Source organism: Lacticaseibacillus boliensis (genome assembly GCF_054784775.1).
The window spans coordinates 154157-180040 of record NZ_BAAIHN010000002.1; the positions used below are offsets into that span (position 1 = coordinate 154157).

The window sequence follows — 25884 nt, forward strand, 5'->3', positions numbered from 1 at the left end:
CGAGTGCTATTTCATAGCAGTTCCTTTGCCACACGTTCTTCCATCCGCTTGATTTCCGGATGTTGGGCCTCACGCTCAGCAATACGCCGCTGAAGTTCTGCTTCCTCAGCCTTTGATGGCTTGTGACTATCATCTTGCAAGGTGAAATCAAGTTTATGCTTCATGGTAGTAGCTGAACCTCCCTTCGTCGTATAGCTTATTAATGGCAATGATGCGTCAGGCGAGATTCGAACCCGCGACCGATGGTTTAGAAGACCATTGCTCTATCCGACTGAGCTACTGACGCATAACTAACTTACTCATTATAGGAAAGGCCAACTCGGCTGTCAATTGGAATCCTTGCCCCGCTTGATCGAGATGGCTACACTGAAGGTAGCCTTTTACACGAAACGAGGGATCAATATGCAATTAAACCAATATGGACGCATCACCGTCACGCCTGACACGCAGCTTGAAGAACTGGCCAGCCTCGGCTTCACCACGACCGGCGACTTCGCCAAGGTTGTACGGACCAATTACGCGCACCTTTTCCCAGAGGCGTCGACCCAAGCCGCCGTTGCCCAAACACTGGCAATGATTGCGGTCGATCAGCATCAAACCCTGGCCGATTGGCTTGCGACGGCCCCGACGCAGATGACGCAAACGGCTTTTTATGCCGTTGCGCTACAGTTGCTCGGCTTCCAGCCTGAACTAGCCACGCTAACAGACGCAGTCACCCAGATGCGCGCCGCCAAGTTGCCGGTGATCGACCATGATCTGCACACAAGCCAAGAATGGCTTGAGGCGTTGTACCTGCTATTGACCACGCGTACGCCGAATCTGGTCAACTATCTCGATGACCTCGCCAACCGCGGCCTACTCAAAGATCTTCCGGAACAATATCGCTTCTTCAACGGTAAAAGTCTGCCAGTGTTTGACGCACGGCAGTTGATCCGTGAGGTGGTGTGGGTCGAGTCAGACCTCGATACCGACCACGACGGCCAACGCGACCTGCTTGAAACGACCATTTTCCGCCCCCAAGCCACCGCCAATGGCGTTAAGATGCCAGCACTGTTCACGGCCAACCCTTATTTTCACGGCACTAACGACGCGCAAGTCGAAGCCGCGACGCATGTGCCCGAATCACATCTGGCGGTAAAAACCACCTCGCATTCCCGCCAAGAAGTCACGTTTCAGCCGCAAGCATCTGTCAGCTTACCCAAGCCTCAAGCGCAGGCGACAACCCATACCGCTACGGTTTACGGTGCTGAACACGGCATCTATTCGTTGAACGACTACTTTTTACCGCGTGGATTCGCCACCGTCTACTCTGGCGGCGTTGGCACGCAAGGTTCAGATGGACTCAGAAGCATCGGCGGGCGAAGCGAAACCGCTAGTGCCACCGCGGTGATCGAGTGGCTAGCCGGATCCAGACGTGCTTTCACCGACCGCACCCGCACCACGACAATCGATGCGTGGTGGTGTAACCACAAAATCGCGATGACCGGCAAGTCTTACCTTGGCACCCTCGCCATCGCGGCGGCGACCAGTGGCGTCGAAGGTCTCAAAACGGTGATCAGCGAATCGGCCATCTCAAGTTGGTACGATTACTACCGCGAAAACGGGTTAGTGGTCGCCCCCGGTGGGTTCCAAGGCGAAGACGCCGACGTGTTGGCCGTTGATACCTTTTCTCGACTCCAACAAGCCGGCGACATGCTGAGCATCAACTCCCAGTGGGAACGATCACTTGCGGCGATCTCTGCCGCCCAAGATCGGACAACCGGCGACTATAACGCATGGTGGGATGAACGCAACTATCGCAACCAGATCAAAAATATCCGCTGCGACGTCGTTTGTGTTCATGGCCTCAACGACACCAACGTCAAACCCGCCAATGTTATCCGCTTCTGGGAAGGCTTGCGCGATCTGCCGATCCACAAGAAACTCTTTTTGCATCAAGGCCAACACGTCTACCTCAACGACATTCGTTCACTCGATTTCACCGACATGATGAATCTCTGGCTCAGTGCCAAGCTCCTGGACGTTGACAACGGCGCCGATGACCAACTCCCCAACGTTACCATTCAAGACAACATCACCCCGGAAGTGTGGCACACCGCAGACGATTTTGGCCAGGGCAGCGTCACGCGTGCCTTCAACCTCGCCAAAGACTTCACGTCAAATCGCGCAAGCTTTGCCGACGACAGCACCGCGACGTTCAACCGCGTCGGCGATACCTCGGCCAGTTTTGAAAAGGCGATCATTCAACCTCAAAGCGCGTATCAAGCCAGTCGGTTGTGGTTGACCGCGGCCGCACAAACCGAACCAATGGTGATCGAAGGCACGCCGCATCTACACCTTAAGCTGTGGATCGATGCCCCCACCGCAATCCTCAGCGTGCGACTGATCGACCTGGGAGAAGCCAAGCGCTTCAATCCGGTAGCGACCATCGTCGACCGCGGGACCTACCAATTCGCCTATGACGGCAAACACGTCGACATCCGCGAATTCACGCAGGCCGACAAACCGACAGCCAGCAAGCTGATCAGCTATGGCCACTTAAATCTGCAAAACCCCCACAACGCTTACGAGGTTCAACAAATCACTCCAGGCAAGCCTTTCGCCGTCGATCTTGACCTGCAACCGACGCACTACCTGCTACCGGCCGGCCGGCAACTCGGCTTGATCATCCACGGCGCCGACATGGCGCAAACCATCCGGCCAGTCGATGTCGTTAACTACCACCTCGATCTCGCGTCGTCGACATTGATGCTACCAAGCCATCCGGCAGAAACTGATGCGTAACAACGCTAATAAGGACCCAAGCTGAGCTTGGGTCCTTATTTGTTATTGACGAGAGATTCGCCGTAGCGCACAAGCCTCTCGTCCAGTTTGGCGCCAGCGCCATTTTGTTGAGAAGGCACGCTCGTCTCCCCAAACTTGACCGGTCATCTGCGGCATCAATTTTGCCACACATGCTGGTGCGATGAAAATTATATTCGCAACTGGCCGATCCACCGCTTGCTTGCACCAAATGAAAAATTTGTCGGATGCCATTTTCCCGGGAACGCGACGATTTTTCGTTCGCAAATTGCAAAGTCTTTACCGTCACCGTGTGCATCAAAAAAGCTCCCGCGTAAGCGAGAGCTTCGTGTTCGAATTAGTATAATTCGAGGTATTGATCACGTTCCCATTCGGAAACAGACTGACGATAGGCTGCCCATTCGAGGTCTTTGGAGTCCTTGAAAGATTGATACAAATGGTCACCTAAAGCGCCCTTGACGATCGGATCTGCGGCCAAGGCCTTCAAAGCATTGTGCAAGGTCGATGGCAGATCTTGGATATGGTTGGCTTTACGCTCGTCGTCTTGCATACGGTAGATGTTGCGATCGATCGCATCTTCAGGCGTCAAGGCGTTGCCAATCCCGTCAAGCCCTGCTTCCAAGATGGCAGCGATCGCTAAGTATGGGTTAGCAGTCGGGTCAACAGAACGCAATTCCAGCCGTGTCGACAAACCGCGAGATTGTGGCACACGGATCAACGGGCTACGGTTGGTACCAGACCAAGCAATGTAAACAGGTGCTTCAAAGCCTGGGACCAGACGCTTGTAGGAGTTGACCGTTGGGTTGTTGATGGCGGTCAAGCCACGAGCGTGTTCCAGTAAACCAGCCAAGAAATGCTTAGCCGTCATGCTGAGTTGATCTTCGCCGGCTTCGTCGTAGAAGACATTGGTCTTGTCGTCTGCGAACAAGGACATGTTGATGTGCATCCCACTGCCGTTGATGCCTTGCAGTGGCTTTGGCATGAAGGTCGCGTACAGACCATGCTTGCGGGCGATGGACTTCACAACCAGCTTGAAGGTCTGGATGCTATCGGCAGCATCCAAGGCATCAGTGTATTTGAAGTCGATTTCGTGTTGTCCAGGTGCGACTTCGTGGTGAGAAGCTTCCACTTCAAAGCCCATTTGTTCCAGTTCAAGCACGATGTCACGCCGGCAGTTTTCGCCAAGATCCAGTGGCGCGAAGTCGAAGTAGGAGCCCTTATCGTTCAAGTGCGTCGTTGGCTGGCCATTTTCATCGAGTTTGAACAAGAAGAATTCGGGTTCGGGACCGATGTTGAAAGCAGAGAAGCCAGCCTTCTTCATCTTGTCGACCACGCGGATCAAGTTGTTGCGTGGGTCGCCGGCAAAAGGCGTCCCGTCAGACTTGTGCACGGAGCAGATCAGCCGTGCGACTTTGCCGTGTTCGTTACCCCATGGGAACAACAACCACGTGTTGAAGTCTGGGTAAAGGCGCATGTCGCTTTCTTCAATCCGAACAAAGCCATCGATGGACGAGCCATCGAACGCAATCTTGTTAGTCAGTACCTTTTCAAGTTGAGAAATCGGCACCTCGACGTTCTTGATGATCCCATTGACGTCAGTGAACATCAATCGGAGAAACTTTACATTTTCTTCTTTAACACTTTGCCGAATTTCGTCGGCTGTGATCGTCTTCTTTGCCATTCTTGTTGGACTCCTTTTTAGTTGTTGTTACGGCCGAAAGCCAAATCCCTGTCGGATATGGCCGCCTGGATTCAGGCGGCTCTGATTCATCAACTCATCACGCAACATCTGGCGGACTTCCTCATCGCTATTTGCTTCACGATGCCGCGGATGCATCAGCTGCTTGATATCGGCCAACGTGAAACCATCTGCCAACTGGCTTTTGATTTCTAACAACGTGTCGATATGATTAAGCGAATACATCCGATGGTTGCCCGGCGTACGTTCGGGATGAACGAGATCCTGAGCCTCATAATACCGAATCTGACGCGCGGTAAGATCAGTCAACTGAATCACTGTACCAATGGGCAGGACACACCGTGTTCTTAAATCGCCGATATCTGGCATCAACAAGGCCTCCTTCCGATAACAGGGTTTATACTAGCAACTAGACCGGCCGGCGTCAATGGCAGATGTCAGGATAATTGACATCTATCCGAAAAAATGTGAAAATTTTACCTGGATTAGACCGAATTTTCCTTGATTATCGGGACTATCTCAAATCTATTGCCATAATTGACCAATTATTCACCCATGATACTCTCACCGTTATATCACAAAACCCCGGATGATAAACCATCCGGGGTCACAACGAAAAGCCGAACATTACTTCGTTTGCTTGTTAAAAAAAGTTGCCTGCGCCGCCCCGATGATGGCAATCTTGACATGCGCATACGTCAGGCCACCTTGCATGTATAGCGTGTAAGGTGGGCGTAGCGGGCCGTCACCGGAAAATTCGGTCGTCGACCCGGCGACAAACGACCCGCCGGCCATGATGACCTCATCTTCATAACCTGCCATCTTTTCTGGAATCGGCGTCACGAACGAATCGACCGGTGAATTGGCCTGCACCGCCGCGGCGAAGCGGATCATGTCGTCTGGGTTGCCGAAGTTCACCGTCTGGATCAGATCGGTTCGCGGTGCATCCCACTTCGGACTAACCGTCAAGCCGAGTTCTTCAAGCAACGCGGCTTCGAAAATCGAGCCCTTGATCGCGTTGCCGGTGGTTTGCGGCGACACGAAGAACCCTTGATACATGTCGCGTAACGCGCCGACGGTCGCCCCTTCTGCACCGCCTAAACCAGGCACAGTAAAGCGATAGCTGATGCGTTCGATCAAGTCTTGGCGGCCAACGATATAGCCACCGGTTTTGGCATAACCACCGCCGGCGTTTTTGAACAGGCTCCCTGCCATCACGTCGACGCCGACGTGTAACGGCTCTTGCGTTTCCGAGAACTCACCATAAGCGTTGTCAGCAAAGATCCAAACGTCTGGCATGACCGCACGGACCGCCTTGACCATCGCGGCGATTTTGGCAACGGTGAACGAATCTCTTGTCGCATAGCCGCGCGAGCGCTGGATCGCAACGACTTTAGTTTCAGGCCGCAGGCGCGCTTGAATGGCAGGAAGATCAGCCTCACCATTCGGCAGCAGATCCACATAGTCGACGTTGATGCCATATTCTTTTGGTGATCCAACACCGTTGCCGGCCAAGCCCAGCACCTCTTGTAAGGTATCATATGGCTTGCCGGTGATGTATAAGATCTCATCTCCTGGCCGGACCAGGCCCAGCAACCCAACACCGATGGCATGGGTGCCGGAAACAAACTGCGGCCGGACTAAGGCGTCTTCGCCGCCTAGCACATCCGCGTAGATCGCCTCGAGTTTGTCGCGGCCTTCGTCGCTGTGCCCATAACCCGTCGAGCCGTACAGATCGCTTTCGGCGACGTGGTGGGCTTGGAAGCTTTTCAACACCTTTGCTTGGTTTTCAACGATCTGCTCATCGATTTCTGCCAGGCGCGGCGCAATCTTAGCGTCTACCTTGGCGACGACATCAACGAGCTTTGGATCATAATCATCTTTCCAACTCAATTTTACATTTCCTCCTGTTGGCGCCAGGCAGTCACCTGGCTGAGTATTGCTTGATATTGCTCTGGGTGGGCGATCAGATCAAACCAGTGGGTCGGCATCTGATGTCGCCAATAGGTCAACTGCCGCTTGGCGTATTGGCGCGAGTGCTGCTGAATGACGGCGACGCAATCTGCCAACGACGCAGTATGCGCAAGATAAGGCAACAACTCTTTGTACCCGATCGCCTTAAGCGCCTGGGCATCCGGCCCGGCAATCGCAACCACGTCCTTGACCTCGTCGACCAAGCCGGCCGCGATCATTGACTGCACCCGCGCGTTGATACGTGCGTACAAAACAGAACGTTCGGTGGTGAGGCCAATGACGAGTGTGTCGTATTGGGGCGTTGGTTCTGGTTGCTGCGAAAATAACCGCCCTGTTTCGTGGATCACCTCCAGCGCCCGAATCACCCGCCGGCTGTTGCCAACGGGAATGGCCGCGGCGGCCGCCGGGTCCTTGTCTGCCAGCTGATGCCACAACCACTCTGGTCCGTTTGCGGCCAAGGCATCGTGTAACGTCTGGCGATACGGACTAGGCGGCGCTTCTCCCCCTAGCGGCAAGCCCAGCCGCAAGGCATTCATGTAAAAGCCGGTGCCACCGACGATGATCGGCAGCTTCTGGCGGTTTGTGATGTCTTGGATCGCCGCTTCAGCACGACGTTTGAACTGCGCAACAGAAAACGGTGTGTTCGGCGCGATGATATCCAAGAGGTGATGGGGGATCCCTGCGCGCTCTTCAGGCGTTGCTTTGGCCGTACCAATATCCATCCCACGATAGACTTGATAGGCATCTGCATTGACGATCTCGCCATCGAAGGCTTTGGCCAGACGAAGGGATAAGTCTGTTTTTCCAACCGCGGTCGGGCCGCCGATCATTAATAGCTTGGGTTGCATCTTCAACGTCTCCCCTTCTTCCGATAGCCCTCAGTGGCATGTATCGGATTTTCTTAGTATAATAAGGTCAGCAAGACAAAAACGAATCACTGGAGGGATATCTATGAAACATAAATTTGCTAAAGGTTTCTTTTTCGGTACGATCATGACTGTGTCCGCCGTTGCCGGCAGTGTCTTAGCATTTAAGAAGAGCTACATCGAGCCTGTCGAAACCAAAGTCGAAGAAATCAACGAAAACCGGGCCAAAGCTAACCGCAAGCGTCACGCTGCACACATGGGCTAGTTTGGTCAGCCGCATACAAAAACCCGCCACTTGGCGGGTTTTTTAGTGGCCTAGTTGGCGTATTTCTTTTTCTTGGTCTTGCCAGACCAGTTTTGATAACCTTTTTTCAGCCAGTGCACATCGGTGAAACCGGCCTTCTTCAGCCGCGTTGCGGCACGCACCGACAGCTCACCGGCGGCATCGTATAGATACACCGGCAAATCCGGGCGCAACTCAGTCATCCGCTCTTTGATCACGGAATAAGGCATGTTGCGCGCGCCTAAAATGTGGCCAGCGTCAAAGTCTTTACGCTCGCGAAGATCGATGATCTGCGTTTTGCGCATGTTCGCCTCAAATTCCGCCGGATCGATTTCTCCGCCGATCGATTTGAGCTGAGATTTGCGGTACCACAGCCAGAGATAATTCCCGGCGTAGCCGATCAAACCGGCACCGATCAGAATGAATAAATAAGCGAAAATGGTCTGCATGATTGCCTCCTTAGTGGCGAGCCAAGCTTGCAGCACCGATCACACCGGCAGTGTTGCCGAGTGTGGCCAAACGTAACTTGGTTGTCTCCCGAACGTTAGGGAATGTGAATTGCTTGAAGTATTGTTCTACCCGTGTCAACAAGAAGTCGCCGGCAGCGCTGACGCCCCCACCGATCAAGATGTATTCAGGGTTGAGCATGTTCCCCAGGTTGCCGAGCCCAAGGCCTAAGAAATATGCCACGCGATCAACGACCATCAAGGCCAGCTTGTCGCCTTCCTTGGCAGCGTCGAACACGATCTTGCTGGAGATCTCTTCACCGTCATCAAGCGTCTGCTTCAATGCGGAATCACCGGCAAATTCTTCTGCCATGTCACGCGCGACACGCACGACACCGGTAGCGCTGGCGATGGTTTCCAAACACCCACGCTTGCCGCAGGTGCACATGTACCCGTTAGGATCGACGGTGACATGGCCGACTTCACCGGCAGAACCGGCAACACCGTGCAACAAATGCCCGTCGGAAATGATCCCGGCACCAATCCCGGTACCTAAGGCAACTAAGGTCACATTGTCTGCAGCCTCGCCGGCGCCTTTCCACTGTTCACCCATGGCAGCGACGTTGACGTCGTTATCGATGGCAAAAGGAATCCCGGTTGCCGCTTCGATGTCACGTTTTGGATGTTGGAGGGTCTTCCAGTTCAAGTTGTACGCACCGATCACAGTGCCGGCTTTGGTATCGACTGTCCCAGGCGTCCCCATCCCGATCCCTTGGAAATCATCTGCGGTCATGTTGTACAGGCTCAAGTGCTCTTGAATCGATGAGATGATATCGGGGATAATGTGGGCGCCTTCGTCCATAATATTGGTATCGATGCTCCAGCGTTGTTGGATCTCACCGTCTTGGGTCAAGATCGCAAATTTTGCAGTGGTCCCGCCTAAGTCGACACCTAATAACTTCTTGTCAGTCATCGTGTTCCTCCGTAGTTTAAATTAATGGGTGCTTTTTTTCTTGTTCATGGACATGGCGCAAGACAACTTTGGCGTTCGCGTACGTGTCATTGGGGATCAACCGCAACTGGTGCAGGCGATCAACTTCTGATGCCGCCATTTCAATATCCCACAGCCTGTTGCCTAGATGAATATAGGTCCCAAAGCGCTTCAGCAACTGTAAGACATCATAGAATGTATACATCGTCGGATATAGTTGCATTTAGCCCACCTGTCCTGTCATTCTCATCGCCATCAAGGCGACGACCGCCGCCACCAACACGACTCCCATCACCGTTCGCCGCGCGAGGCTGGTTTTACCTAGTTGCGGGGCGCCGACCAAACCGGCGATCAAAAAGCCGCCGACCAAACCGCCGATATGCCCTGCAATATCGATCCCAGGCGCAAAAAGATTGAAGATCAGGTTCATCCCGGCCAACAGCGCAAACTGTCGTGCCAGCTGGCTGATGACAGGATTGTGCCGAAACGTGTCACCGAGCATCAAAAACGCGCCCATCAAACCGAAAATAGCGGTCGAGGCGCCGGCAGAAAGCGCCGATGACGAAAAGACGAAGCTGGCGACATTCCCGGTAAGCGCTGAAACCAGATAAATCACCGCAAACCGCCAATGGCCAAAGATTCGCTCACAGATCATGCCCAGATAATACAGTGAAAACCCGTTGATGACGATGTGAGCCAACCCGATGTGCAAAAACACTGGGGTGATCAACCGCCACCATTGACCTGCCATGATCAGCTGGTTGCTACGGGCGCCGAGTTCGAGTAGCACCCAAGGATTTTGGCTACCACCAACGACGGTTTCGAGGATGAACATCGCGACCGTCACCGCTAACAGCGCATAGGTCACGATTGGCGTGTCTTGCCAAGATCGATTACGCATTCGGGCGCTCCTTTCCGTTCTTATTCATTCCGAGTACAACTCAGATGAATCAGTTTCACAAAAAAACAACAGGCGAACCTGTTGTCTTCGACCACGTCCACAAACAAGTCCTGCTACCCTTGTTGGCTTTGCCAACAGACTTATTCAGTGTAGCATTTTTTCAGCAGTCTGCCTAGTTGTTGATGCTGGATTGGTGGGCGCTGTATGAGCTGTCTTTCTTGATATTGTGCATGCTGTAATAGTCGCTGATCATCTGCTTGCCGATCGTCAAGTTGTAGTTGCTTGAATCAGACGTCAAGTTTGGCACGACGACCGCGATGGCGATCTGCGGATCCTTCGCCGGGGCAAACCCAACAAAACTCAGCGTTGTCGTTTCCAACAATTCGGAGCTGTCGTTCGTCGGATCGCTTCTTGTGAAGGTCTGCGCCGTCCCGGTTTTAGCCGCGACCCCAGGGTTCAAGGTGTTCAGCGCCGTGGCGGTCGTCCAGCCGTTAGTGCCGTGAACGACTTGCCACATCCCTTGCTTGACCAAGTTGATCTGTGCTTGGGTGTTTGGAATCTTGAGCTGTACCTGCGGGCTGGTCGTCTCGATCGTCGGTCCGTTGGTCCCGTTGGGGAGGGTCTGCGAAATCGACTTCACGATGTACGGCTTCATCCGGTAACCGTTGTTGGCGATTGTCGAAACGTACTGCCCCATCTGCATCAAGGTGTACGTGTCATAGTTCCCATAAGACAAGTCAAGCGCAGAACCGACGGCCAGTGACCCGTTCAGCATCGTCGAGCCTTCGACCCCTTTGACCTCACCCGGCAGATCAATGCCGGTCGTCTGGCCGAGACCAAACTCGGAGAAGTATCGCCGCATCTTGTTGAAGACGCCATTGTCCATGGTCATCGTTTCTCGAGGGACATACTTGGCGTTACCTTCCTTCATCGCCAAGCGCATCATGTAGATGTTACTGGAAACCTGCAACGCGGTGGTTGCGTTCAGCGAGCTGAACGTCCCGACCGGATAAACAGACTTCTTCACCGGCGTGCTTGGCAGATAGATCGGCACATCGGGTTGGGTGTTGTTGTTGACGGTGATGACACCGTCTTGCAAGGCCCCTAACACCATCGCCGGCTTGACGGCAGACCCCATCGCAAAGGAGCGATTCAAGACCCCTAAGGCATCGTCTGAAGTCTTGCCGGTCTTGACGTTGTGGGATTCCCCTGCCAGTGCCAAAATGGCGCCGGTTTTAGGATTCATCGCCACGGCAAACGCCCCGTCAGAATGCGCCGCATCCCCTGAGGACAGCGCCGAATTGAAGGTCGACTTCAAAATCGCTTCGACCTTGTTTTGATAAGCAGAGTCGATGGTGAGATTGAGATTAGCCCCTTGCTCACCTTTGAAGGTCTGCACCTGCTTGACGATCTGGTTGTTCGTCCCCAACTCGACTTGGGTCCGCGACTTCGCGCCTTTGAGGACACTTTCGTAGGCCTTTTCGAGGTATGAGATCCCGACGCGATCGTTGCGCGCATAGCCTTGGGCAAGATAGGCATTCAACCCGTCTGAAGGCAAGCCGGATTTTGTCGAGCTGACCGTCCCGATCACACTGGTCATCGAATCCCCGTTAGGATAGGACCGCTCCCAATCGGTGCCGAGATTGACGCCAGGTATGTCGGTGAGATGCTCCCCGACTTTGGCACTTTCGTCGGTCGTCACACCGGTATTCTTGATGTAAACGGTCGTCAGCTGAGTCGCGCCGTTCATGATCTTGTAAACCGCGGCGGCCTGCTTCTGCTTGGCCGTGTACGTCGGGAGGTGCTTTTGCACGTAGGCGACTTCATACTTGTACAGCTTGGTGGCAGAAGTTTCTTTTTGTTGCGCCTTCGGTAGCGACTTCACCACCGCTTTGGCGGCTTTGCTGTCGGCAAGATAGTAATCGGCATAATCCCGCTTCTGCAAGCCACTGGCATCAACGCGCAAATAGCGAACCAGCTGGTTGGCGGTATCATACATCGACTGCGATGTCGCATTCACGCTTTTGGTGAACGTCACCGCATTGTTGGCTTTGTTTTCAACCAACGCGCGCCCTTGACTGTCGTAGATCAGCCCACGCGGCACGGCCCCGGTGACCACCCTTTGATCGGTACGATCGACTTCAGCGGCAAAATGGCCGCCGTTGACGATCTGCAGATAGGCCAGTTGGCCGACCAAGGCTGCCAGCAACAGGAAAACGAAGAAAAACAAAAGGTTCAATCGAAACGGAATGTGCGACTTGGCACGCTTCGGTTTCGGAGTGCGAATATATTTCACGAATCAAGCTCCTTAGTGAACGTTTGCCTTTGCGGCTATCCATGTCAGTGTAGCAAAATCACGCCCACAACGCCATGGCTTCGCTTCTATGATATAGTAAAGTTACGAATTGAGACACCACAACCCGTTATTTTAACCGAATTTTTGTGATCTTGGAGGAAGTATGCGCATCTACCGCAACTTATCCCGCCATCCGCTGCTTGTCGCTTGCCTTTTGCCGATCATCATCATGGGGGCCTATTTCATCGGCCGTGGCGTTTATCCATTCGGCAACAGCAGCCTATTGACGGTCGATATGGGACAACAATACATCGATTTTTATAGCTATTTTCGCCAAACCGTTCTGGGGCATCCCGGACAGCTTTTTTATGCGTTCAACAAGGACCTCGGCGGCGATATGTATGGGGTTTTCGCCTATTATCTGCTGAGTCCCTTCAACTTCATCGTCTGCCTGTTTCCTAAATCCATGCTCGACGTCGCCATCGCGGTCATCACCCTGGCCAAATACGGCTGTGCCAGCATGGCTTTCGCCTACTGGCTACGCCGACATGGCTGGCAGGGCTGGTGGCTTCCGGGCTTTGGCACCGTGTATGCGTTGAGCGGCTGGATGCTCGCCAATCAGCTTAACTTGATGTGGTTTGACGTCGTCATCATTTTGCCGTTGGTTGCCGCCGGGATCGACACGCTGGTCACGCAAGCCAAACCTTGGGCCTTCATCGGCTGGCTACTTGCCGGGATCGTCACGAACTATTACATGGGCTACATGCTGTGTCTCTTCGTCATCGGCTACTTCGGCTACGCCTTGGTTCGCGATTGGCGCAACTTCCGCCAGGCTTGGCGGGCAATCTGGCGTTTTGCCGTTGGGGCACTATTGGCCGGCGCCATGGCCGCGGTGGTGTTGTTGCCGACGCTTTATCAGATCACGCAGTCTAAGGGGACTTACACCGTCACCAAGATCCACTGGCGGTTTGAGTACGCCCCTGTTAAACTGCTCGGCAAATTTTTCTTCGGCACCTTCAACTTCGATCAGATGCCCAGCGGCCAAGCCAACATCTTCGTCGGCAGTCTCGCGACGATCGGGTTTTTACTCTACTTCGTCTGCCGCCACATTCCTTGGCGTGAGCGCCTGTTCGCCTTTTTCTGGACGGCATTTCTGGCCTTATCCCTGATGTTGGAGCCGCTAGACCTCTTTTGGCACGGCATGCAGTTTCCGGTGTGGTACCCGTATCGCTTCTCGTTTGTGGTCGTGTTTTGGCTGCTTGTGCTGGCGACGCGCGGCCTGGCAGAATTACGCAACGGGATCAACTGGGGTGAGCTGATCATCGGCTTGGCCGCTTATCTCGGCGTCGGCGGCTACATCTGGCAACATCCCAAACAATTTCCGTTTTTGAACAACACCTTGTTGGCGACTTCCATCGGCTTTGCCTTGTTCGCGTTGCTGTTGCTCACCATTCGCAACGACAGCCGCCGCTTCACGCCGTTGGTCTTTATGGTGTTCATGGTGGCAGAAAGTGCCACCAACGCCGCGCTGACCCTCAATCAGATCAGCTACGTCAGCCATTCGGACTACCATACCTACACGGAAACGCTACGGGCCGGCGTCGACAAAATTCAACACGCACACAGCGGCACCTATCGGATCGGCAAAACGATGCTGCGAACCAAAAACGATGCCATGCAAGTCGATTACATGGGCACCGACCAGTTCAACTCGATGTTTGAGCCCAGCGTTCCGAAACTCTTCGGCCAGCTCGGTCAATCTGCCGGCGACGGCTTTGTCGCTTACACCAACGGCACCTTCATCACCGACGCCTTCTTGGATCTCAAATACTGGTTGAACCCCAAGACCGACACGTCATCAACGACGCCGTTCATCCCCCAAGTTTCCGAGCGTCCGGACCTTTTGCGTTACGGGCGTTCCGGCAGCACCAAAGCCCTCACCATCTACACGAATCCGTATGCGCTAGGGCTGGGCTTTGCCGCCAGCGACAAGATCCTCAAAACCAAGCTGATCGACGGGATGCCGGTGATCAACCAAGAGTTGCTGTTGAGCGACTTGAGCGGCGGTAGTTTCGATACCTTGTTCCATCAAGCCGAGCTGTCCGAGCCGGTGCTCAAAGGCGCGGCCTGGTCGGGCAGCACCGTCAAAAAACATGGCAACCTCGCCACGGTGACCTACACCTTCAGTGCCAGTTCCACGGAACCGTATTACCTGCAGATCCCGGCCACTTTCACCGACAGCGTCGTTTCACTCACACAAAACGGCCACAGCGTACCGATCTACGACACGTTCCGCGACCCCTTGTTGCTCAACGTCACGCCTAGCGCCCCGCATCAAAAACAGACGCTGACGTTCACACTCCTTAAAAATTCGGCAGACTTCGGTCAGCTGACGCTGTATCGCCTCAACCAAGCCGCCGTTACCGCCAAGTTGGCGACCCTCGCGCAAAGCCCGTGGCACATCACAACGCGCACCGATCGCCATCTCAGCGGCACCATCACGATCGAACACCGCCGGCAGGTCTTGATGACAACGATTCCCGAAGCTGCCGGCTGGCAAGTCACCGTCGACGGCCAACCCGCCAAGCCCAAACGGGTGTTAGGTCTGTTCATGGCGATCCCGCTGGCGCGCGGGCAACACACCGTCAGCATGACCTACACGCCACCTTATCTTTGGTGGGGCCTGCTGATCACACTGATCGCTGGGTTCATCACCGCGACTTGGTGGTTGCTCACCCCGACTGGCCGCCACGCCAAGTCGCACGTGCCGGCGTGACGCCAGACAAAATAAACAGGCACCCGCTAGATCGATGATCGATTTAGCGGGTGCCTGTTTATTTATTGTCAGTTGTTGTCTGGGTCTTCTTTGACCAAGCCGTGCTTGAAGGCATAGATCGCCGCTTGGGTGCGGTCGTCCACTTCAAGCTTGGCCAAGATGTTAGACACATGGGTCTTGACCGTCTTGAGCGTGATGAACAATGCGTCGGCGATCTCTTGGTTCGACTTGCCTTGGGCGATCAGTTGCAACACTTCGCGCTCGCGGTTGGTGAGGTCATCGTACAACGCCGGTTGCTGTTTTTGGGTCAGGCGATTCATCATCTTGGTCGTCACCTGTGGCTCCAACACGGATTCGCCTTTGGCGGTCTGCCGGATCGCGTTGGCGATTTCTTCTGCCGTTGCGGTTTTTAATATGTAAGACGCGGCACCGGCTTCGATGGCAGGATACACCTTTTCATCATCGATGAAACTCGTCAAGATAATGATCCGCGCTTTTGGCCATGCCTTGAGGATCTTTTGCGTCGCTTCGATCCCATCCATATTCGGCATCACCAGATCCATCAAGATCACATCCGGACGTAGCTCAAGCGCCATATCCAGCCCTTGTTTGCCATCGGTCGCTTGACCGACAACTTCAAGATCTGGCATGACCCCAAGATAAGTCGAGATGCCTAACCGCACCATTTCGTGGTCGTCTACAATCAATACCTTAATCATCTGCTACTTCCTTCGTTATCGGCACCCGCACTTCGACACTGGTCCCTTGATTTGGAAAACTGATCACTTTCGCCGTGCCCCCGAGGCTTGCGGCCCGCTCTTTGATGTTGGACAAGCCGTAGCTGCCGGTCGTATTTTCGGTCGCCGGGTCAAACCCCACACCGTCATCGACCACGCGCAAGACCACGTTGTTGGCCACTTGTTTCAGATACACCTCAAGTGTTTGGGCCTTGGCATGACGCAACGTGTTTGAAAGCAACTCTTGGACGATCCGAAACAAGTTATCTTCCATCGCCGCGCCCAATTTGACATCGGCCAGCTCCCAGGAGATCTCGATTTTGATCTTCGTTTGCAGCTCTTGCAACAAGGCGATGATCCCGTTTTTCAACGACTTGCCTTCCAGCGTCGTCGGCCGCAAGTGCAACAACAGCGCCCGCATCTCGGCTTGGGCTTCATTGACGACCCCTTCGATGGTGGTGACCTGTTTCAACAAGGGATTATCAGGATCTTGGGTGGTCATGACACTGCGCACGGCCGAAAGCATCATCATCGCCGCAAACAACTGCTGCGACACCGAATCATGCAACTCCCGCGCCAGGCGGTGCCGCTCTTGGGTGAGAATCTCTTCCTTGGTTTCCCCAGCCACTAATACCGGAGTATTGCTATAGCGCTCAATTTCCCGCTGTAAGCGTATCATTTTCTGCCGTAAGGCTTCAAGCATCCCCGCTACATCCGTGCCAAGAATATTGGCGGCTTGGCCTTGCCGGGTCAAGATCGTGGCATCATACTGACCGGCAGAAATGGCCGCCAGGCGCCTTGCCAGCTGATTGTGTTGCCGGCGCAAAAGCGAATAGCTCGTGACGCTCACCAACCCGGCAACGGCGACCGCGCCGCCGATCAGATACAAGACCAGCGGCGCCGAATAAACATTTTGCAACAACACGTTGCCGAAATTGGCGTGGGTCTGGTCGGTCACCATAAACACCAACCCGGCTTCCAGCAACCCCACCAGCGCCAACGTGGAGAAAAACTGCCAGACAACACTTTGTCCTCGTATCATACCGCCAACACCTCCACATCGCCGACCAAGACGTTGGTAAGCAAGTGTACGCGACGGCTGGCTGTATCGTAATCATCACTGTAATACTGCATGGTTTCGTTTTTCATCTGGATCTCTTCGCCATTAACGCTCAGGTTACCGATCACCGCCGAGTGTTCGATCGCGACCCCGACACCGACTGGAATCAACACGCGGGTCTTGCCAAACCCCTTGCGGATCACGATCACATTTTCCCCCTTGGGCAAATACGTGTTGCCCAAGTCGATGATCGTATCGCCGGCTGCCACCGTCATGTTGATGTCGTCCCATTCATATTGGGTCTGCCCGATCGCCGTGTCGCCAAACCAAGGCCGCGTGTGGCGCATACCGGCCTTAGCCTGCGGTTCCTTGGTTGTCACTGCAAAGAATTGTTTCTTCGCCCAAGGCCCAAAGTTACTGTTGCCACGGCCTGACAGCAGATGCATAGTCGCACAAGCCGCCATGAACAACATGATCCACACCATCGGATTGACAAAGACGGAAATCACCACCGAAATCAACCCGATCGTCAGCCAAAAGGTCTTCCCATGTTTGACATGCGCGCCGATCACCAGCGCGAGTACGCCTAACACAACGCCCACAAGCACCGGCGGGTTCGTGACGATCTGATAACATAAAATCATAAATAACGCGGCTTCAATTAGCCAAAATAGCTGCCAGCGATGCGTCATTGAAGGTCTCCTTTACGATAAACCTGGCATCTGCGCCTGACCGCTTCTGATCGCGTTAGCGACGACAAACGGCACGGCCGATCATGAAAGTTCATCTCTTTAATAATCACATTATACAGTCAAAGTGTCGGCTTGTAGTGAGGCGCAAGACCGATTTCGCCGGTGTCAAAAGTCGAAGATCACGCCGCTCAAACAAAAGCGCCGGTGTTGCGAACCCCGAAGGAAGTCGCAACATCGACGCTTTGGGCTGGCGACAAACCAACCTGATTGTTAATGATCAAATTAACCTTCAACGCGCACGATCTTGACTTTCATCTCGCCGCCAGGCGTGTTGACACTCACCTGATCGCCGACCTTCTTGCCGATCAGTGCCGTTGCGATCGGGGATTCGTTGGAGATCTTGCCGTTGAACGCGTCGGCTTCTGCTTCGCCGACGATTTCATAAGTTTCTTCTTCGTCGTCACCGTCTTCGACGAAGGTCACCTTCTTGCCGAGGGAAACTTCATCGGTCGCCACAGAGTTGGCGTCGATGATCTGGGCGTAGCGCAGCTGCGTCTGGATCGTCGCGATCCGCGTTTCGAGCGAAGATTGTTCGTCCTTGGCACTTTCGTATTCGGAGTTTTCGGATAAGTCGCCGAAGCCTCGCGCAACTTTGATGCGTTCGATCACTTCCGGACGCTTAACGGTTTTGAGCGTCTCCAATTCTTGTTCTAATTTTTCTTTGCCCGCTGCGGTCATTGGGTATGATTTTTCTGCCATGTTAGTCCCTCAATTCCAAATTTTGTTGTGACTTCAAGATACGATGTTAAGAATTTCATTGCGACTTGTCAACTTTTTTACCGGTCCGCCTGACGCTTCGCCAAAATAGCTTGGATCTTGGTTTCGATCAGGTCCAAGGCAATGTGGTTTTGCGCGCCTTGCGGGATGATCACATCCGCAAACGCGCGCGTCGGGGCGACAAACGCCGCATGCGCCGGCCGGACTGAGTCCAGATACTGCGCGATCACCGCATCTAGGCTACGCCCGCGCTGTTGCGTGTCCCGCTGGATCCGCCGCAACACGCGCACATCTGCCGGCGTGTCAACATACAAGCGAATGTCCATTAACGCCCGCAACGCCGGGTCTGCCAAGACCAAGATACCTTCGACGATGATCACAGGCTTGGGCGCCAGCGTCACAAATTCTGCTTTGCGGGTATGCGCCTCAAAGTCATAAACCGGCCGGTCAATCGTATCACCCGCGATCAGCTGTTGCAACTGGGTGCGCAACAGCTGGTCGTCAAATGCCTCCGGTCGGTCATAGTTCAATCGGGTTCGCGCTTCAGGCGCCAGATCATCGTGGGCGCGGTAGTAACAGTCTTGCGGCAACCACACCACGTCCGAATCAAACGCCTGCGTTAACGCCGAGGCGACGCTTGTCTTACCGCTGGCACTACCACCGGCGATACCGATCACCACAGGCTTCATCAGTTGCTCGTCCCGTTGTCGGCGGCAAACTTCTGCGTGTTGGCTTCTTGTTGGGCAAGGGTCGTCGCATACAAGATCTCGCCGGTCTTCAGGTTGGCCACGAAGTACAGGTAACCCTTGCTACGTTCAGAAGGACTCAAGATCGCGCGGATCGATTCTTCAGACGGTGAGTTGAACGGTCCCGGCCCGTAGCCTGGGTGAACATAGAGGTTATACGGTGAATCCACGCTGGTATCTTTGTTTGTCAGGTGCGTCTTATGGGTGTTCAAGGCGTACATGACCGAGATATCAGACTGCAGTGGCATCCCCGCGTCGATCCGGTTGAGGAAGACCCCGGCGATCGCCCGGCGATCCGTCGAGTTGACCCCTTCACGTTCGGCCAGGCTCGCCAGCGTCAAGACCTCTTGAACCGTGTAGCCTTGGCGTTTGATGCTGGTGTAGTAGTTTTGCATGACGCTGTCGGTTTTGGCAACCATCGCGGTGACCAGTGCCTTCAAGCTCTGCCCGTTAGTAACGCTATACGTTGCAGGGAACAGATACCCTTCCAGACGATAGCGCACCCCGCTGGCATCTTTGGCCGACTTCAACAGCTTCGGGAATTTCTTTTCCAGACTGTTGAAAAAGGCCTGATCTTTCATCAGCTTCAAGAAATTGGCCTTGGTGAACTGCGGGTCTTTACTGTGGAGCTTGCCAACTGCCGTGCCAATCTCTTCGGCGGTGACCCCTTCTTTGACCAAAACGTTGCCGGTGTTGTCGCTGGTGCCGCTGCCACCGCGCAAGACTGAAATGATGTCAACCAGGCTTTCGGCTTTGGTCAGTGAGTAATCCCCTGCCTGGAAGTTGGTGTAATTATGAAATTTCACGTAGTAATTGAACACCAACGCGCTTTTGATCACGCCTTTTTGCTCAAGCCGCTCGCCGATCATCTTGGCCGTTGCGCCGCTTGGAATCGTCACCGTCTGCGCTTGCTTGTCGTTGCGGTCGACGGCGCCCATGGCGTTGTGGACATACCGGTACCCCATGAACGACACGATCACGATGACGGTGATCGCAATGCCGACCACCCACGCGACGATATGATTGACCGCTTGTTTTTCAGCGGCGCGCCTAGCGCGTTTTTGTGTATCTTGCTTACTCAAAAAACCGTTCCTCCTGCTGACACATACTGCTTTCAGTATACAAAAACCTGCCGCAAAAAGCGACAGGTGATTGGTTGGTGACAGCGCTTCAAGCGCCTTTTTACCGCGAAAGTTAGCGTTAATCCCTGGGATTTAACCAAAGCTTATACTAATTTCATGCGGTTTAACGGATCGTTGCCCCTAGCGTGGTCTGCAAAGCGTCAACGACTTTGGCAAATGCCGCACTGACTTCATCGTCGGTGAGCGTCTGATCGTCGCGACGATACGTCAGCGTGTAAGCCAGACTCTTCTGGTTGGCATCGACGTTCTTGCCGGCGTAGACATCAAACAAGGTCACATCGCGCAAGAACTTGCCACCGTTATCGGTGATGACTTTCTCGACAGCGGCGTTTTCAACCGCCTTGCCGACCAATACCGCGATGTCTCGCGTCATTGATGGGAACTTAGGTGCCGGCTTGGCCGCCATTTCGGTGCGATCGGCCTGCATCAGCGCGTCGAGGTTCAACTCGAAGACATACGTCTGCGGCAAACCTTCAGCATGCTCATAGCCAGGATGCAAACGGCCGATCAAGCCGATGGTTTCGCCGGCCAACACGAGCTTGGCGCTTTGGCCTGGATGCATCTGTGGGTTGTCTCGCAAGGCCACACATTCGACCGGTTCAGCGAGTCGGTAATCCCCTAGCAGGTGGTCTACGATGCCTTTAACATAGTAGAAATCGACGGCTTTAGCCGCGACATGCCAGTTCTTCTCGTGGATCTCACCGGTGAACAAACCGCCCAGATATTCATGTTCTTCTGGACGCGTGTGGCCATCTTTGCGAGGGAAGACCCGCCCTTGTTCATACAAGGCGAGATTTTCTTGCTTGCGGGCAACGTTGTATTGCTCCGCGTTGATCAACCCTGCAACCAGGTTCTCACGCAACGCCGCATGGTCTTGGGTCATCGGCCATGCCACCTGCGTGTGGGCGCTGGCTTCCAGCGCGAACTGTTGTGCTTCTTCGGTGTTGACCAGCGAATACGTGATGGCTTGGCTCAAGCCCAACCCTTCAAGCACCTTGCGAGTACGACGCAGACGCGCTTGCTTCGGGGTGAACTGGCCGATCGTCATCGTCGTTGTCGGCAAGGTCGATGGCAGATTGTCGTAACCATAAAGGCGGGCCACTTCTTCGACTAAGTCCGCATCGATGCTGATATCCCAGCGCCGCGGTGGCACGGCAACGGCAAATTCCCCGTCGTGTTCTTCGACGCCGAATCCGAGCTGATCAAAAATCGCGGTCACCGTGGCGACGTCGAGCGTCGTCCCTAACACATGGTTGATGCGGTCAAGTGAGATCGATACGACCTTGTCTTGCGGTGTGATCGCAGAAGCGGACAGATGCCCTTTGGCCACGGTGCCTTCACCGAGTTCAGCCATCAAGCGCGCGGCTTCGTCCAGCGCGTTGTTGATGTCGGCAACGTTGATGCCTTTTTCAAAACGTGAAGACGCTTGTGAACGCAGGTTGTACTTCAGCGCCGTTTTGCGGATGTTGGTCGGGGCAAAAGTTGCCGCTTCGATCACAACGGTTGTGGTGTCGTCTGTGATCTCGGAGTTCAAGCCCCCCATGACCCCAGCCAAGGCAACCGGCTTCACGCCATCGGTGATGACGATGTCTTCAGGATCCAACTCGTGATCGTTGCCATCAAGGGTGGTCAACGGTTCCTTGTCCTTGGCCCGGCGCACGAGGATCTGGTGATTGTCGAGCTTGTCGTAGTCAAACGCGTGAAGCGGCTGCCCGTAACCGAGCATGATCAAGTTCGTGATGTCCACGATGTTGTTGATCGGCCGCACGCCAGCGTTCCACAAGCGGCGTTGCAACCACAGCGGTGAATCTTTGATCGTCACGTTTTGCACGATCCGCATCTGGTAGCTCGGGGCATCTTTGGAATCGGCGACTTCAGCCTTTAACAAGGATTCGATCGGGGTATCGCCTTCGACCACCGGCTTGTTGGTGAAGTGCGGCTTGTTGCCATAAGTGGCACCGACTTCCCAGGCCACCCCGCGCATCCCCAACGCATCAGCGCGGTTGGGGGTGATCTCAAAATCCAAGATCGAATCGTGCCAGCCGAGGGCTTCAAGCGCGTCGCTGCCTGGTTCAAGCGCTTCGTTGAACACGTAGATGCCGTCACCATATGCTTTAGGGGCGATCGAATCGGAAAAGCCGAGTTCTTGCAGCGCACAGATCATGCCGTCGGAAACCACCCCGCGCATCTTGCCGCGCTTGATCTTGACGTTGTCAGCGATCCGAGCACCTGGCAGCGCTACGATCACCGTCTGACCGGCTTCGATGTTAGGCGCGCCACAGACGATCTGGCGTAAGTCATCATCGCCGGTGTCGACCTGGGCCACCTTCAGATGATCGGAATCTGGGTGATCTTTCAGCGCGACCACTTTGCCGACGACGATCTTCTTCAAGCCGGCGCCTAAATGGGTGACGCTGTCGACTTCGATGCCGGTACGCGAAACCTTTTCGCCGAGTTCATCGGCGTCAACCGGCACGTCGACGAGTTCTTTTAACCATTCGTATGAAACATCCATGTCGCTTAACCCTCCTGTTGGAACTGGGACAAAAAGCGCGTGTCCCCTTGATAAAAGCTGCGAATATCGTCGATCCCATATTTGAGCATGGCAAAGCGATCTGGACCTAAGCCAAAGGCAAACCCGCCGTATACCTTAGGATCCACGCCGGCATTGGTCAGCACGTTCGGATGGACCATCCCCGCGCCTAACACTTCGATCCACCCGGAGTATTTGCAGATCGCACAGCCCTTGCCGCCGCAACGGAAGCAAGAAACATCGACTTCAACACTCGGCTCGGTGAACGGGAAGAAACTCGGGCGCAAGCGGATCGTGCGTTCCGGACCGAAGACGTGCTGGGCGATGGCCAGCAACGTGCCTTTGAGATCGGCCATCGTGATGTGCTTGTCGATCACGAGTCCTTCGATCTGGTGGAACTGATGTGAATGGGTCGCATCGTCGGTATCGCGACGATAAACACGGCCTGGGGAGATCATTTTCAATGGTCCTTTGGTAAAGTCATGCACTTCAAGCGTGCGGGCTTGCACCGGGCTGGTTTGCGACCGCATCAACAAGTCGTGCCCCATGTAAAAGGTATCTTGCATGTCCCGCGCGGGATGGTCTTTGGGGATGTTGAGCATCTCGAAGTTATAATGATCTTCTTCCACTTCCGGCCCGTCGATCACTTGATAACCTTGGCCGATGAAGAATTCTTCGATGTCATCCATGATCTGCGTCAAGATGTGCGGCGTGCCGGCGACGACATCGTCACCTGGCAAGGTCACATCGATCGTTTCCTCTTGCAACTTCTGGTTGATGACCGCTTGTTCCAGCGTCTGTTTGCGCTCTTGGATCGCTTCTTGGAGCTCATCTTTGATTTTGTTGGCGAAGGCGCCGACCTTTGGCCGCTCGCTGGCATCCAGTTCCTTCATGCCGCGCAGGACTTCGGTGATCGGGCCTTTTTTGCCCAACAGGTTCACGCGCGTCTGGTTCAGTTCATCAAGATCATGCATGGTCTTGATCTTGGCTTGGTTCTGTTCGAACAGTTCTTCCAACTTAGACTTGAGATCCATTTGGAATCCTCCTTCAGTGTTTACACCGCTGGCTTTTTGATCAGCATTTTGGGGGCACAAAAAAAGCCCCGCCCCAAAAAGGGACGAAGCATCGCGGTACCACCCTTGTTCAATGTCAAAATCGACATCACAACTCAACAATTTAACGGCAGTACCGGAGCGACCTTACGATCGTCTACTCAAAAAGTGAATACGAGCCTTAATCCCATCAGCACCTTGCAGTCTTATGAGTGCTGTTCCCTGACTGGTCCGCCGGCTTGCGCTTTTCTCAATGTATTTGCTTTGTTTAGTTGGTTTTAGGCTAGCAAAAAAAATACCCCGCGTCAAGGGGCATCGTGAATTAGTCTTCACATTCTTCGTCGCTCAACCAATTGTCGCCCCAAGTGTGGGCGGCTGTCATGACCGGTGCCAAGGCGGCGCCTTTGTCTGTCAGCGCATACTGGATCAGAGACGAATTCTCATGAGTGAGCCGGACCACTAAGCCTTCAGCTTCCAGTTCTTTCAAGCGTTCGACCAAAACTCGATCAGAACACTTGGTGATCGCCCGCGCAACATCTTTGAAGCGTGCCGGTCCTTGTTGCAACAGGACCTCAAGAATCAGGCCGTTCCACTTCTTACCCAAGATCTTGAACGTCTTGGTAAATTTGGGACACAAGGCAAGTGTCGATTCGGTACACGTACTGGTTGTTGCTGTCGCTTCCATGTTAGTCACCTCAAAAGTCATTACTTACATTTAGATAGTATTAGTATAACGCAACTCCCACCGATTGCAAGGCCTGCCAGATGTTTATTCGCTGACTTTGATCCTTAAGCTTAGCGAATAATTGTGCCGCAACGCAAAAAGAACCGCGCAATGCGCGGCTCCGTGATCTGACTTGTTCAGTTTAGGCCATGTTTTTGTACGTGGCGACCGGATGGCGCAACTTGTGCATCCATGGGGTCAAGACTTCATCCATCGCGGCATAGTCATCCACCAACGACACCACGAAGCTTTCTTTGTACTTCGGCACACCCAGGGTCGCCCCCCACATGTGCTTGATGATGATATCTTTTTCCATCGGGGTCAAGTCCGTCAACTTCTCCGCATTACGCAACGCAATGCGTGGGTGGATGTAGGCATGTGTGCCTAGATCGAACTTGGTCACCCGCCAGTCGTAATAGAACAAGTCGTGCAACAGACCTGCTCGAGCGAGTGCACGAACATTCAAATGCCACTTCTTACCCAGAAGATAACTCTGGTAAGAAACGCTGATGCAATGATCCAAACGGTTGGAGTAATGGTGCTGCGTGTAGTTGGCGAGCTTCTGCACGGCCGGTTCGGCCAGCAAATCGTCAACATAGCCGCGATACTCCGCGTCGGTGGTCCAATCAAGCTTAGTGCTCATTCAAAAGCCCCTTCTATGCGCGTATTGTTCAACACACCTTTACCTGGATTATTCATAGAATTTCAAAAAAGCAGCGCAATCCCATGATTCACACGGGACTGCGCTGCTTTGGTGTTTCACCCATTGGGTGCGCCTATATGCTAAGGTTGAGTCGACGAAAACCATCACGAAAGCGAGGCTTCACACCATCTCAACTTTAACCAGCTTATCCCTGCAATGCAATACCAATGTGACTGTGACCGCCGACGGCGGTCAACTTTCAAATGACGCCGGACTCGTTTTGTTCCAAGAGTTTCTTCATCGTATCAACTTTAGGCAACTTGCCAATCAGTGCCTCAAGTTACCAGACCAACGACGATTCTGGAAGGCCTCGATGATCGACATCTTCTTGGAAAAATTGTTGCTCGACGTTGCCGGGTATTTACATGACAGTAGTGCCAATGACTGGCAACGTGATCCCGTACTGGCGGCCACCTTGGGTAGCTCTCGGCTAGTCTCACAGCCCTCACTTTCACGGTTTTTCAAGCGCCTTGAAGACGCCGACCTAGATGACTTTCGGAAGCTTATCTGGCAAGTAGCCGCCTTGGCTTTCCGTCTTAGTGGTCAATCCCGCTTCGTGCTGGATATAGACTCAACGCATTGTGATACTTTCGGTAATCAAGAACGGTCCGCCTTCAACGCTCACTATATGGCCTATGGATATCACCCTCAGGTTGTATTTGATCAAGAGTCCGGGTTGCTCTT

General features: G+C 54.0%; 24 protein-coding genes and 1 tRNA gene. 4 read left to right on the forward strand and 21 right to left on the reverse strand.

Features of this window, described 5'->3' with window-relative positions:
- Positions 1-11 precede the first annotated feature (11 nt).
- Both ACYVRB_RS01900 and ACYVRB_RS01905 read right to left on the reverse strand, forming a co-directional pair.
- Positions 12-164, reverse strand: a complete 153-nt coding sequence (locus tag ACYVRB_RS01900) for a hypothetical protein (protein WP_461213210.1) — start codon at positions 162-164, stop codon at positions 12-14.
- A 48-nt stretch (positions 165-212) separates the two neighbouring features.
- Positions 213-286 (reverse strand) — tRNA-Arg (locus ACYVRB_RS01905).
- Between the two features lie 116 nt (positions 287-402).
- On the opposite strand from ACYVRB_RS01905, the gene ACYVRB_RS01910 reads away from it, so the two are divergent.
- A complete protein-coding gene (locus ACYVRB_RS01910; protein ID WP_461213211.1) occupies positions 403-2784 on the forward strand; it encodes a Xaa-Pro dipeptidyl-peptidase in 2382 nt (793 codons plus the stop codon).
- Between the two features lie 355 nt (positions 2785-3139).
- Here the strand turns inward: ACYVRB_RS01910 and glnA are convergent, their stop codons facing one another.
- From glnA to miaA, 4 genes are all read right to left on the reverse strand, one after another.
- On the reverse strand, positions 3140-4483 hold the full coding sequence (glnA, locus tag ACYVRB_RS01915; RefSeq protein ID WP_461213212.1) for a type I glutamate--ammonia ligase: 1344 nt from the start codon (positions 4481-4483) through the stop codon (positions 3140-3142).
- 27 nt (positions 4484-4510) lie between these two features.
- Positions 4511-4870, reverse strand: a complete 360-nt coding sequence (locus ACYVRB_RS01920) for a MerR family transcriptional regulator (RefSeq protein WP_461213213.1) — start codon at positions 4868-4870, stop codon at positions 4511-4513.
- A gap of 258 nt (positions 4871-5128) precedes the next feature.
- Entirely contained in the window at positions 5129-6394 is a 1266-nt protein-coding gene (locus tag ACYVRB_RS01925) for a methionine gamma-lyase family protein (RefSeq protein WP_461213214.1), read from the reverse strand.
- Positions 6395-6396: 2 nt separating this feature from the next.
- On the reverse strand, positions 6397-7323 hold the full coding sequence (miaA, locus tag ACYVRB_RS01930) for a tRNA (adenosine(37)-N6)-dimethylallyltransferase MiaA (RefSeq protein ID WP_461213215.1): 927 nt from the start codon (positions 7321-7323) through the stop codon (positions 6397-6399).
- Positions 7324-7426: 103 nt separating this feature from the next.
- On the opposite strand from miaA, the gene ACYVRB_RS01935 reads away from it, so the two are divergent.
- The gene (locus ACYVRB_RS01935; RefSeq protein WP_461213216.1) at positions 7427-7606 is read left to right on the forward strand and encodes a DUF3042 family protein; all 180 of its coding nucleotides are present in this window, start codon (positions 7427-7429) and stop codon (positions 7604-7606) included.
- A gap of 50 nt (positions 7607-7656) precedes the next feature.
- On the opposite strand, the gene ACYVRB_RS01940 is transcribed toward ACYVRB_RS01935, so the two are convergent.
- From ACYVRB_RS01940 to ACYVRB_RS01960, 5 genes are all read right to left on the reverse strand, one after another.
- A complete protein-coding gene (locus ACYVRB_RS01940; protein WP_461213236.1) occupies positions 7657-8064 on the reverse strand; it encodes a rhodanese-like domain-containing protein in 408 nt (135 codons plus the stop codon).
- Between the two features lie 19 nt (positions 8065-8083).
- Positions 8084-9043 carry an ROK family glucokinase gene (locus ACYVRB_RS01945; protein ID WP_461213217.1) on the reverse strand — a complete coding sequence of 320 codons (960 nt, stop codon included), beginning with the start codon at positions 9041-9043 and terminating at the stop codon, positions 8084-8086.
- Positions 9044-9059: 16 nt separating this feature from the next.
- The gene (locus tag ACYVRB_RS01950; protein WP_461213237.1) at positions 9060-9266 is read right to left on the reverse strand and encodes a YqgQ family protein; all 207 of its coding nucleotides are present in this window, start codon (positions 9264-9266) and stop codon (positions 9060-9062) included.
- 18 nt (positions 9267-9284) lie between these two features.
- Positions 9285-9962 (reverse strand): rhomboid family intramembrane serine protease, encoded by a 678-nt coding sequence (locus ACYVRB_RS01955; protein WP_461213218.1) that lies wholly within the window; start codon positions 9960-9962, stop codon positions 9285-9287.
- A gap of 172 nt (positions 9963-10134) precedes the next feature.
- Positions 10135-12258 carry a peptidoglycan D,D-transpeptidase FtsI family protein gene (locus tag ACYVRB_RS01960; RefSeq protein ID WP_461213219.1) on the reverse strand — a complete coding sequence of 708 codons (2124 nt, stop codon included), beginning with the start codon at positions 12256-12258 and terminating at the stop codon, positions 10135-10137.
- Positions 12259-12421: 163 nt separating this feature from the next.
- Here ACYVRB_RS01960 and ACYVRB_RS01965 point away from each other — a divergent pair, with 163 nt between their 5' ends.
- Entirely contained in the window at positions 12422-15034 is a 2613-nt protein-coding gene (locus ACYVRB_RS01965) for a YfhO family protein (protein WP_461213220.1), read from the forward strand.
- Between the two features lie 68 nt (positions 15035-15102).
- Here the strand turns inward: ACYVRB_RS01965 and ACYVRB_RS01970 are convergent, their stop codons facing one another.
- From ACYVRB_RS01970 to ACYVRB_RS02015, 10 genes are all read right to left on the reverse strand, one after another.
- Positions 15103-15753 carry a response regulator gene (locus ACYVRB_RS01970; RefSeq protein WP_461213221.1) on the reverse strand — a complete coding sequence of 217 codons (651 nt, stop codon included), beginning with the start codon at positions 15751-15753 and terminating at the stop codon, positions 15103-15105.
- Positions 15746-16810 carry a sensor histidine kinase gene (locus tag ACYVRB_RS01975; RefSeq protein ID WP_461213238.1) on the reverse strand — a complete coding sequence of 355 codons (1065 nt, stop codon included), beginning with the start codon at positions 16808-16810 and terminating at the stop codon, positions 15746-15748. The genes ACYVRB_RS01970 and ACYVRB_RS01975 overlap by 8 nt, the downstream gene beginning before the upstream one ends.
- The gene (liaF, locus tag ACYVRB_RS01980) at positions 16810-17523 is read right to left on the reverse strand and encodes a cell wall-active antibiotics response protein LiaF (RefSeq protein ID WP_461213222.1); all 714 of its coding nucleotides are present in this window, start codon (positions 17521-17523) and stop codon (positions 16810-16812) included. Before liaF ends, ACYVRB_RS01975 begins: the two co-directional genes overlap by 1 nt.
- A 282-nt stretch (positions 17524-17805) precedes the next feature.
- Positions 17806-18282 (reverse strand): transcription elongation factor GreA, encoded by a 477-nt coding sequence (gene greA / locus ACYVRB_RS01985; RefSeq protein WP_461213223.1) that lies wholly within the window; start codon positions 18280-18282, stop codon positions 17806-17808.
- 77 nt (positions 18283-18359) lie between these two features.
- Complete coding sequence (udk, locus tag ACYVRB_RS01990; RefSeq protein ID WP_461213224.1) at positions 18360-18989, reverse strand: uridine kinase; 630 nt, start codon at positions 18987-18989, stop codon at positions 18360-18362.
- Complete coding sequence (gene mltG, locus ACYVRB_RS01995) at positions 18989-20128, reverse strand: endolytic transglycosylase MltG (RefSeq protein WP_461213225.1); 1140 nt, start codon at positions 20126-20128, stop codon at positions 18989-18991. Before mltG ends, udk begins: the two co-directional genes overlap by 1 nt.
- A 163-nt stretch (positions 20129-20291) precedes the next feature.
- The gene (gene pheT / locus ACYVRB_RS02000) at positions 20292-22703 is read right to left on the reverse strand and encodes a phenylalanine--tRNA ligase subunit beta (protein ID WP_461213226.1); all 2412 of its coding nucleotides are present in this window, start codon (positions 22701-22703) and stop codon (positions 20292-20294) included.
- Between the two features lie 5 nt (positions 22704-22708).
- Positions 22709-23755 (reverse strand): phenylalanine--tRNA ligase subunit alpha, encoded by a 1047-nt coding sequence (gene pheS, locus ACYVRB_RS02005; protein ID WP_461213227.1) that lies wholly within the window; start codon positions 23753-23755, stop codon positions 22709-22711.
- 340 nt (positions 23756-24095) lie between these two features.
- Entirely contained in the window at positions 24096-24458 is a 363-nt protein-coding gene (locus ACYVRB_RS02010; protein WP_461213228.1) for a winged helix-turn-helix transcriptional regulator, read from the reverse strand.
- Between the two features lie 181 nt (positions 24459-24639).
- Complete coding sequence (locus ACYVRB_RS02015) at positions 24640-25140, reverse strand: HD domain-containing protein (protein ID WP_461213229.1); 501 nt, start codon at positions 25138-25140, stop codon at positions 24640-24642.
- Between the two features lie 235 nt (positions 25141-25375).
- Here ACYVRB_RS02015 and ACYVRB_RS02020 point away from each other — a divergent pair.
- Positions 25376-25884 (forward strand): transposase (locus ACYVRB_RS02020; protein WP_461213239.1); only part of this gene is annotated, 509 nt, incomplete at its 3' end.

What these genes read in the sequence shown, in the direction of transcription:
- ACYVRB_RS01900 (WP_461213210.1), bottom strand. Translation starts at nt 164, where the DNA reads ATGAAGCATAAACTTGATTTCACCTTGCAAGATGATAGTCACAAGCCA.
- ACYVRB_RS01910 (WP_461213211.1), top strand. Translation starts at nt 403, where the DNA reads ATGCAATTAAACCAATATGGACGCATCACCGTCACGCCTGACACGCAG.
- glnA (WP_461213212.1), bottom strand. Translation starts at nt 4,483, where the DNA reads ATGGCAAAGAAGACGATCACAGCCGACGAAATTCGGCAAAGTGTTAAA.
- ACYVRB_RS01920 (WP_461213213.1), bottom strand. Translation starts at nt 4,870, where the DNA reads ATGCCAGATATCGGCGATTTAAGAACACGGTGTGTCCTGCCCATTGGT.
- miaA (WP_461213215.1), bottom strand. Translation starts at nt 7,323, where the DNA reads ATGCAACCCAAGCTATTAATGATCGGCGGCCCGACCGCGGTTGGAAAA.
- ACYVRB_RS01935 (WP_461213216.1), top strand. Translation starts at nt 7,427, where the DNA reads ATGAAACATAAATTTGCTAAAGGTTTCTTTTTCGGTACGATCATGACT.
- ACYVRB_RS01945 (WP_461213217.1), bottom strand. Translation starts at nt 9,043, where the DNA reads ATGACTGACAAGAAGTTATTAGGTGTCGACTTAGGCGGGACCACTGCA.
- ACYVRB_RS01950 (WP_461213237.1), bottom strand. Translation starts at nt 9,266, where the DNA reads ATGTATACATTCTATGATGTCTTACAGTTGCTGAAGCGCTTTGGGACC.
- ACYVRB_RS01955 (WP_461213218.1), bottom strand. Translation starts at nt 9,962, where the DNA reads ATGCGTAATCGATCTTGGCAAGACACGCCAATCGTGACCTATGCGCTG.
- ACYVRB_RS01965 (WP_461213220.1), top strand. Translation starts at nt 12,422, where the DNA reads ATGCGCATCTACCGCAACTTATCCCGCCATCCGCTGCTTGTCGCTTGC.
- ACYVRB_RS01970 (WP_461213221.1), bottom strand. Translation starts at nt 15,753, where the DNA reads ATGATTAAGGTATTGATTGTAGACGACCACGAAATGGTGCGGTTAGGC.
- liaF (WP_461213222.1), bottom strand. Translation starts at nt 17,523, where the DNA reads ATGACGCATCGCTGGCAGCTATTTTGGCTAATTGAAGCCGCGTTATTT.
- greA (WP_461213223.1), bottom strand. Translation starts at nt 18,282, where the DNA reads ATGGCAGAAAAATCATACCCAATGACCGCAGCGGGCAAAGAAAAATTA.
- udk (WP_461213224.1), bottom strand. Translation starts at nt 18,989, where the DNA reads ATGAAGCCTGTGGTGATCGGTATCGCCGGTGGTAGTGCCAGCGGTAAG.
- pheT (WP_461213226.1), bottom strand. Translation starts at nt 22,703, where the DNA reads ATGGATGTTTCATACGAATGGTTAAAAGAACTCGTCGACGTGCCGGTT.
- pheS (WP_461213227.1), bottom strand. Translation starts at nt 23,755, where the DNA reads ATGGATCTCAAGTCTAAGTTGGAAGAACTGTTCGAACAGAACCAAGCC.
- ACYVRB_RS02010 (WP_461213228.1), bottom strand. Translation starts at nt 24,458, where the DNA reads ATGGAAGCGACAGCAACAACCAGTACGTGTACCGAATCGACACTTGCC.
- ACYVRB_RS02015 (WP_461213229.1), bottom strand. Translation starts at nt 25,140, where the DNA reads ATGAGCACTAAGCTTGATTGGACCACCGACGCGGAGTATCGCGGCTAT.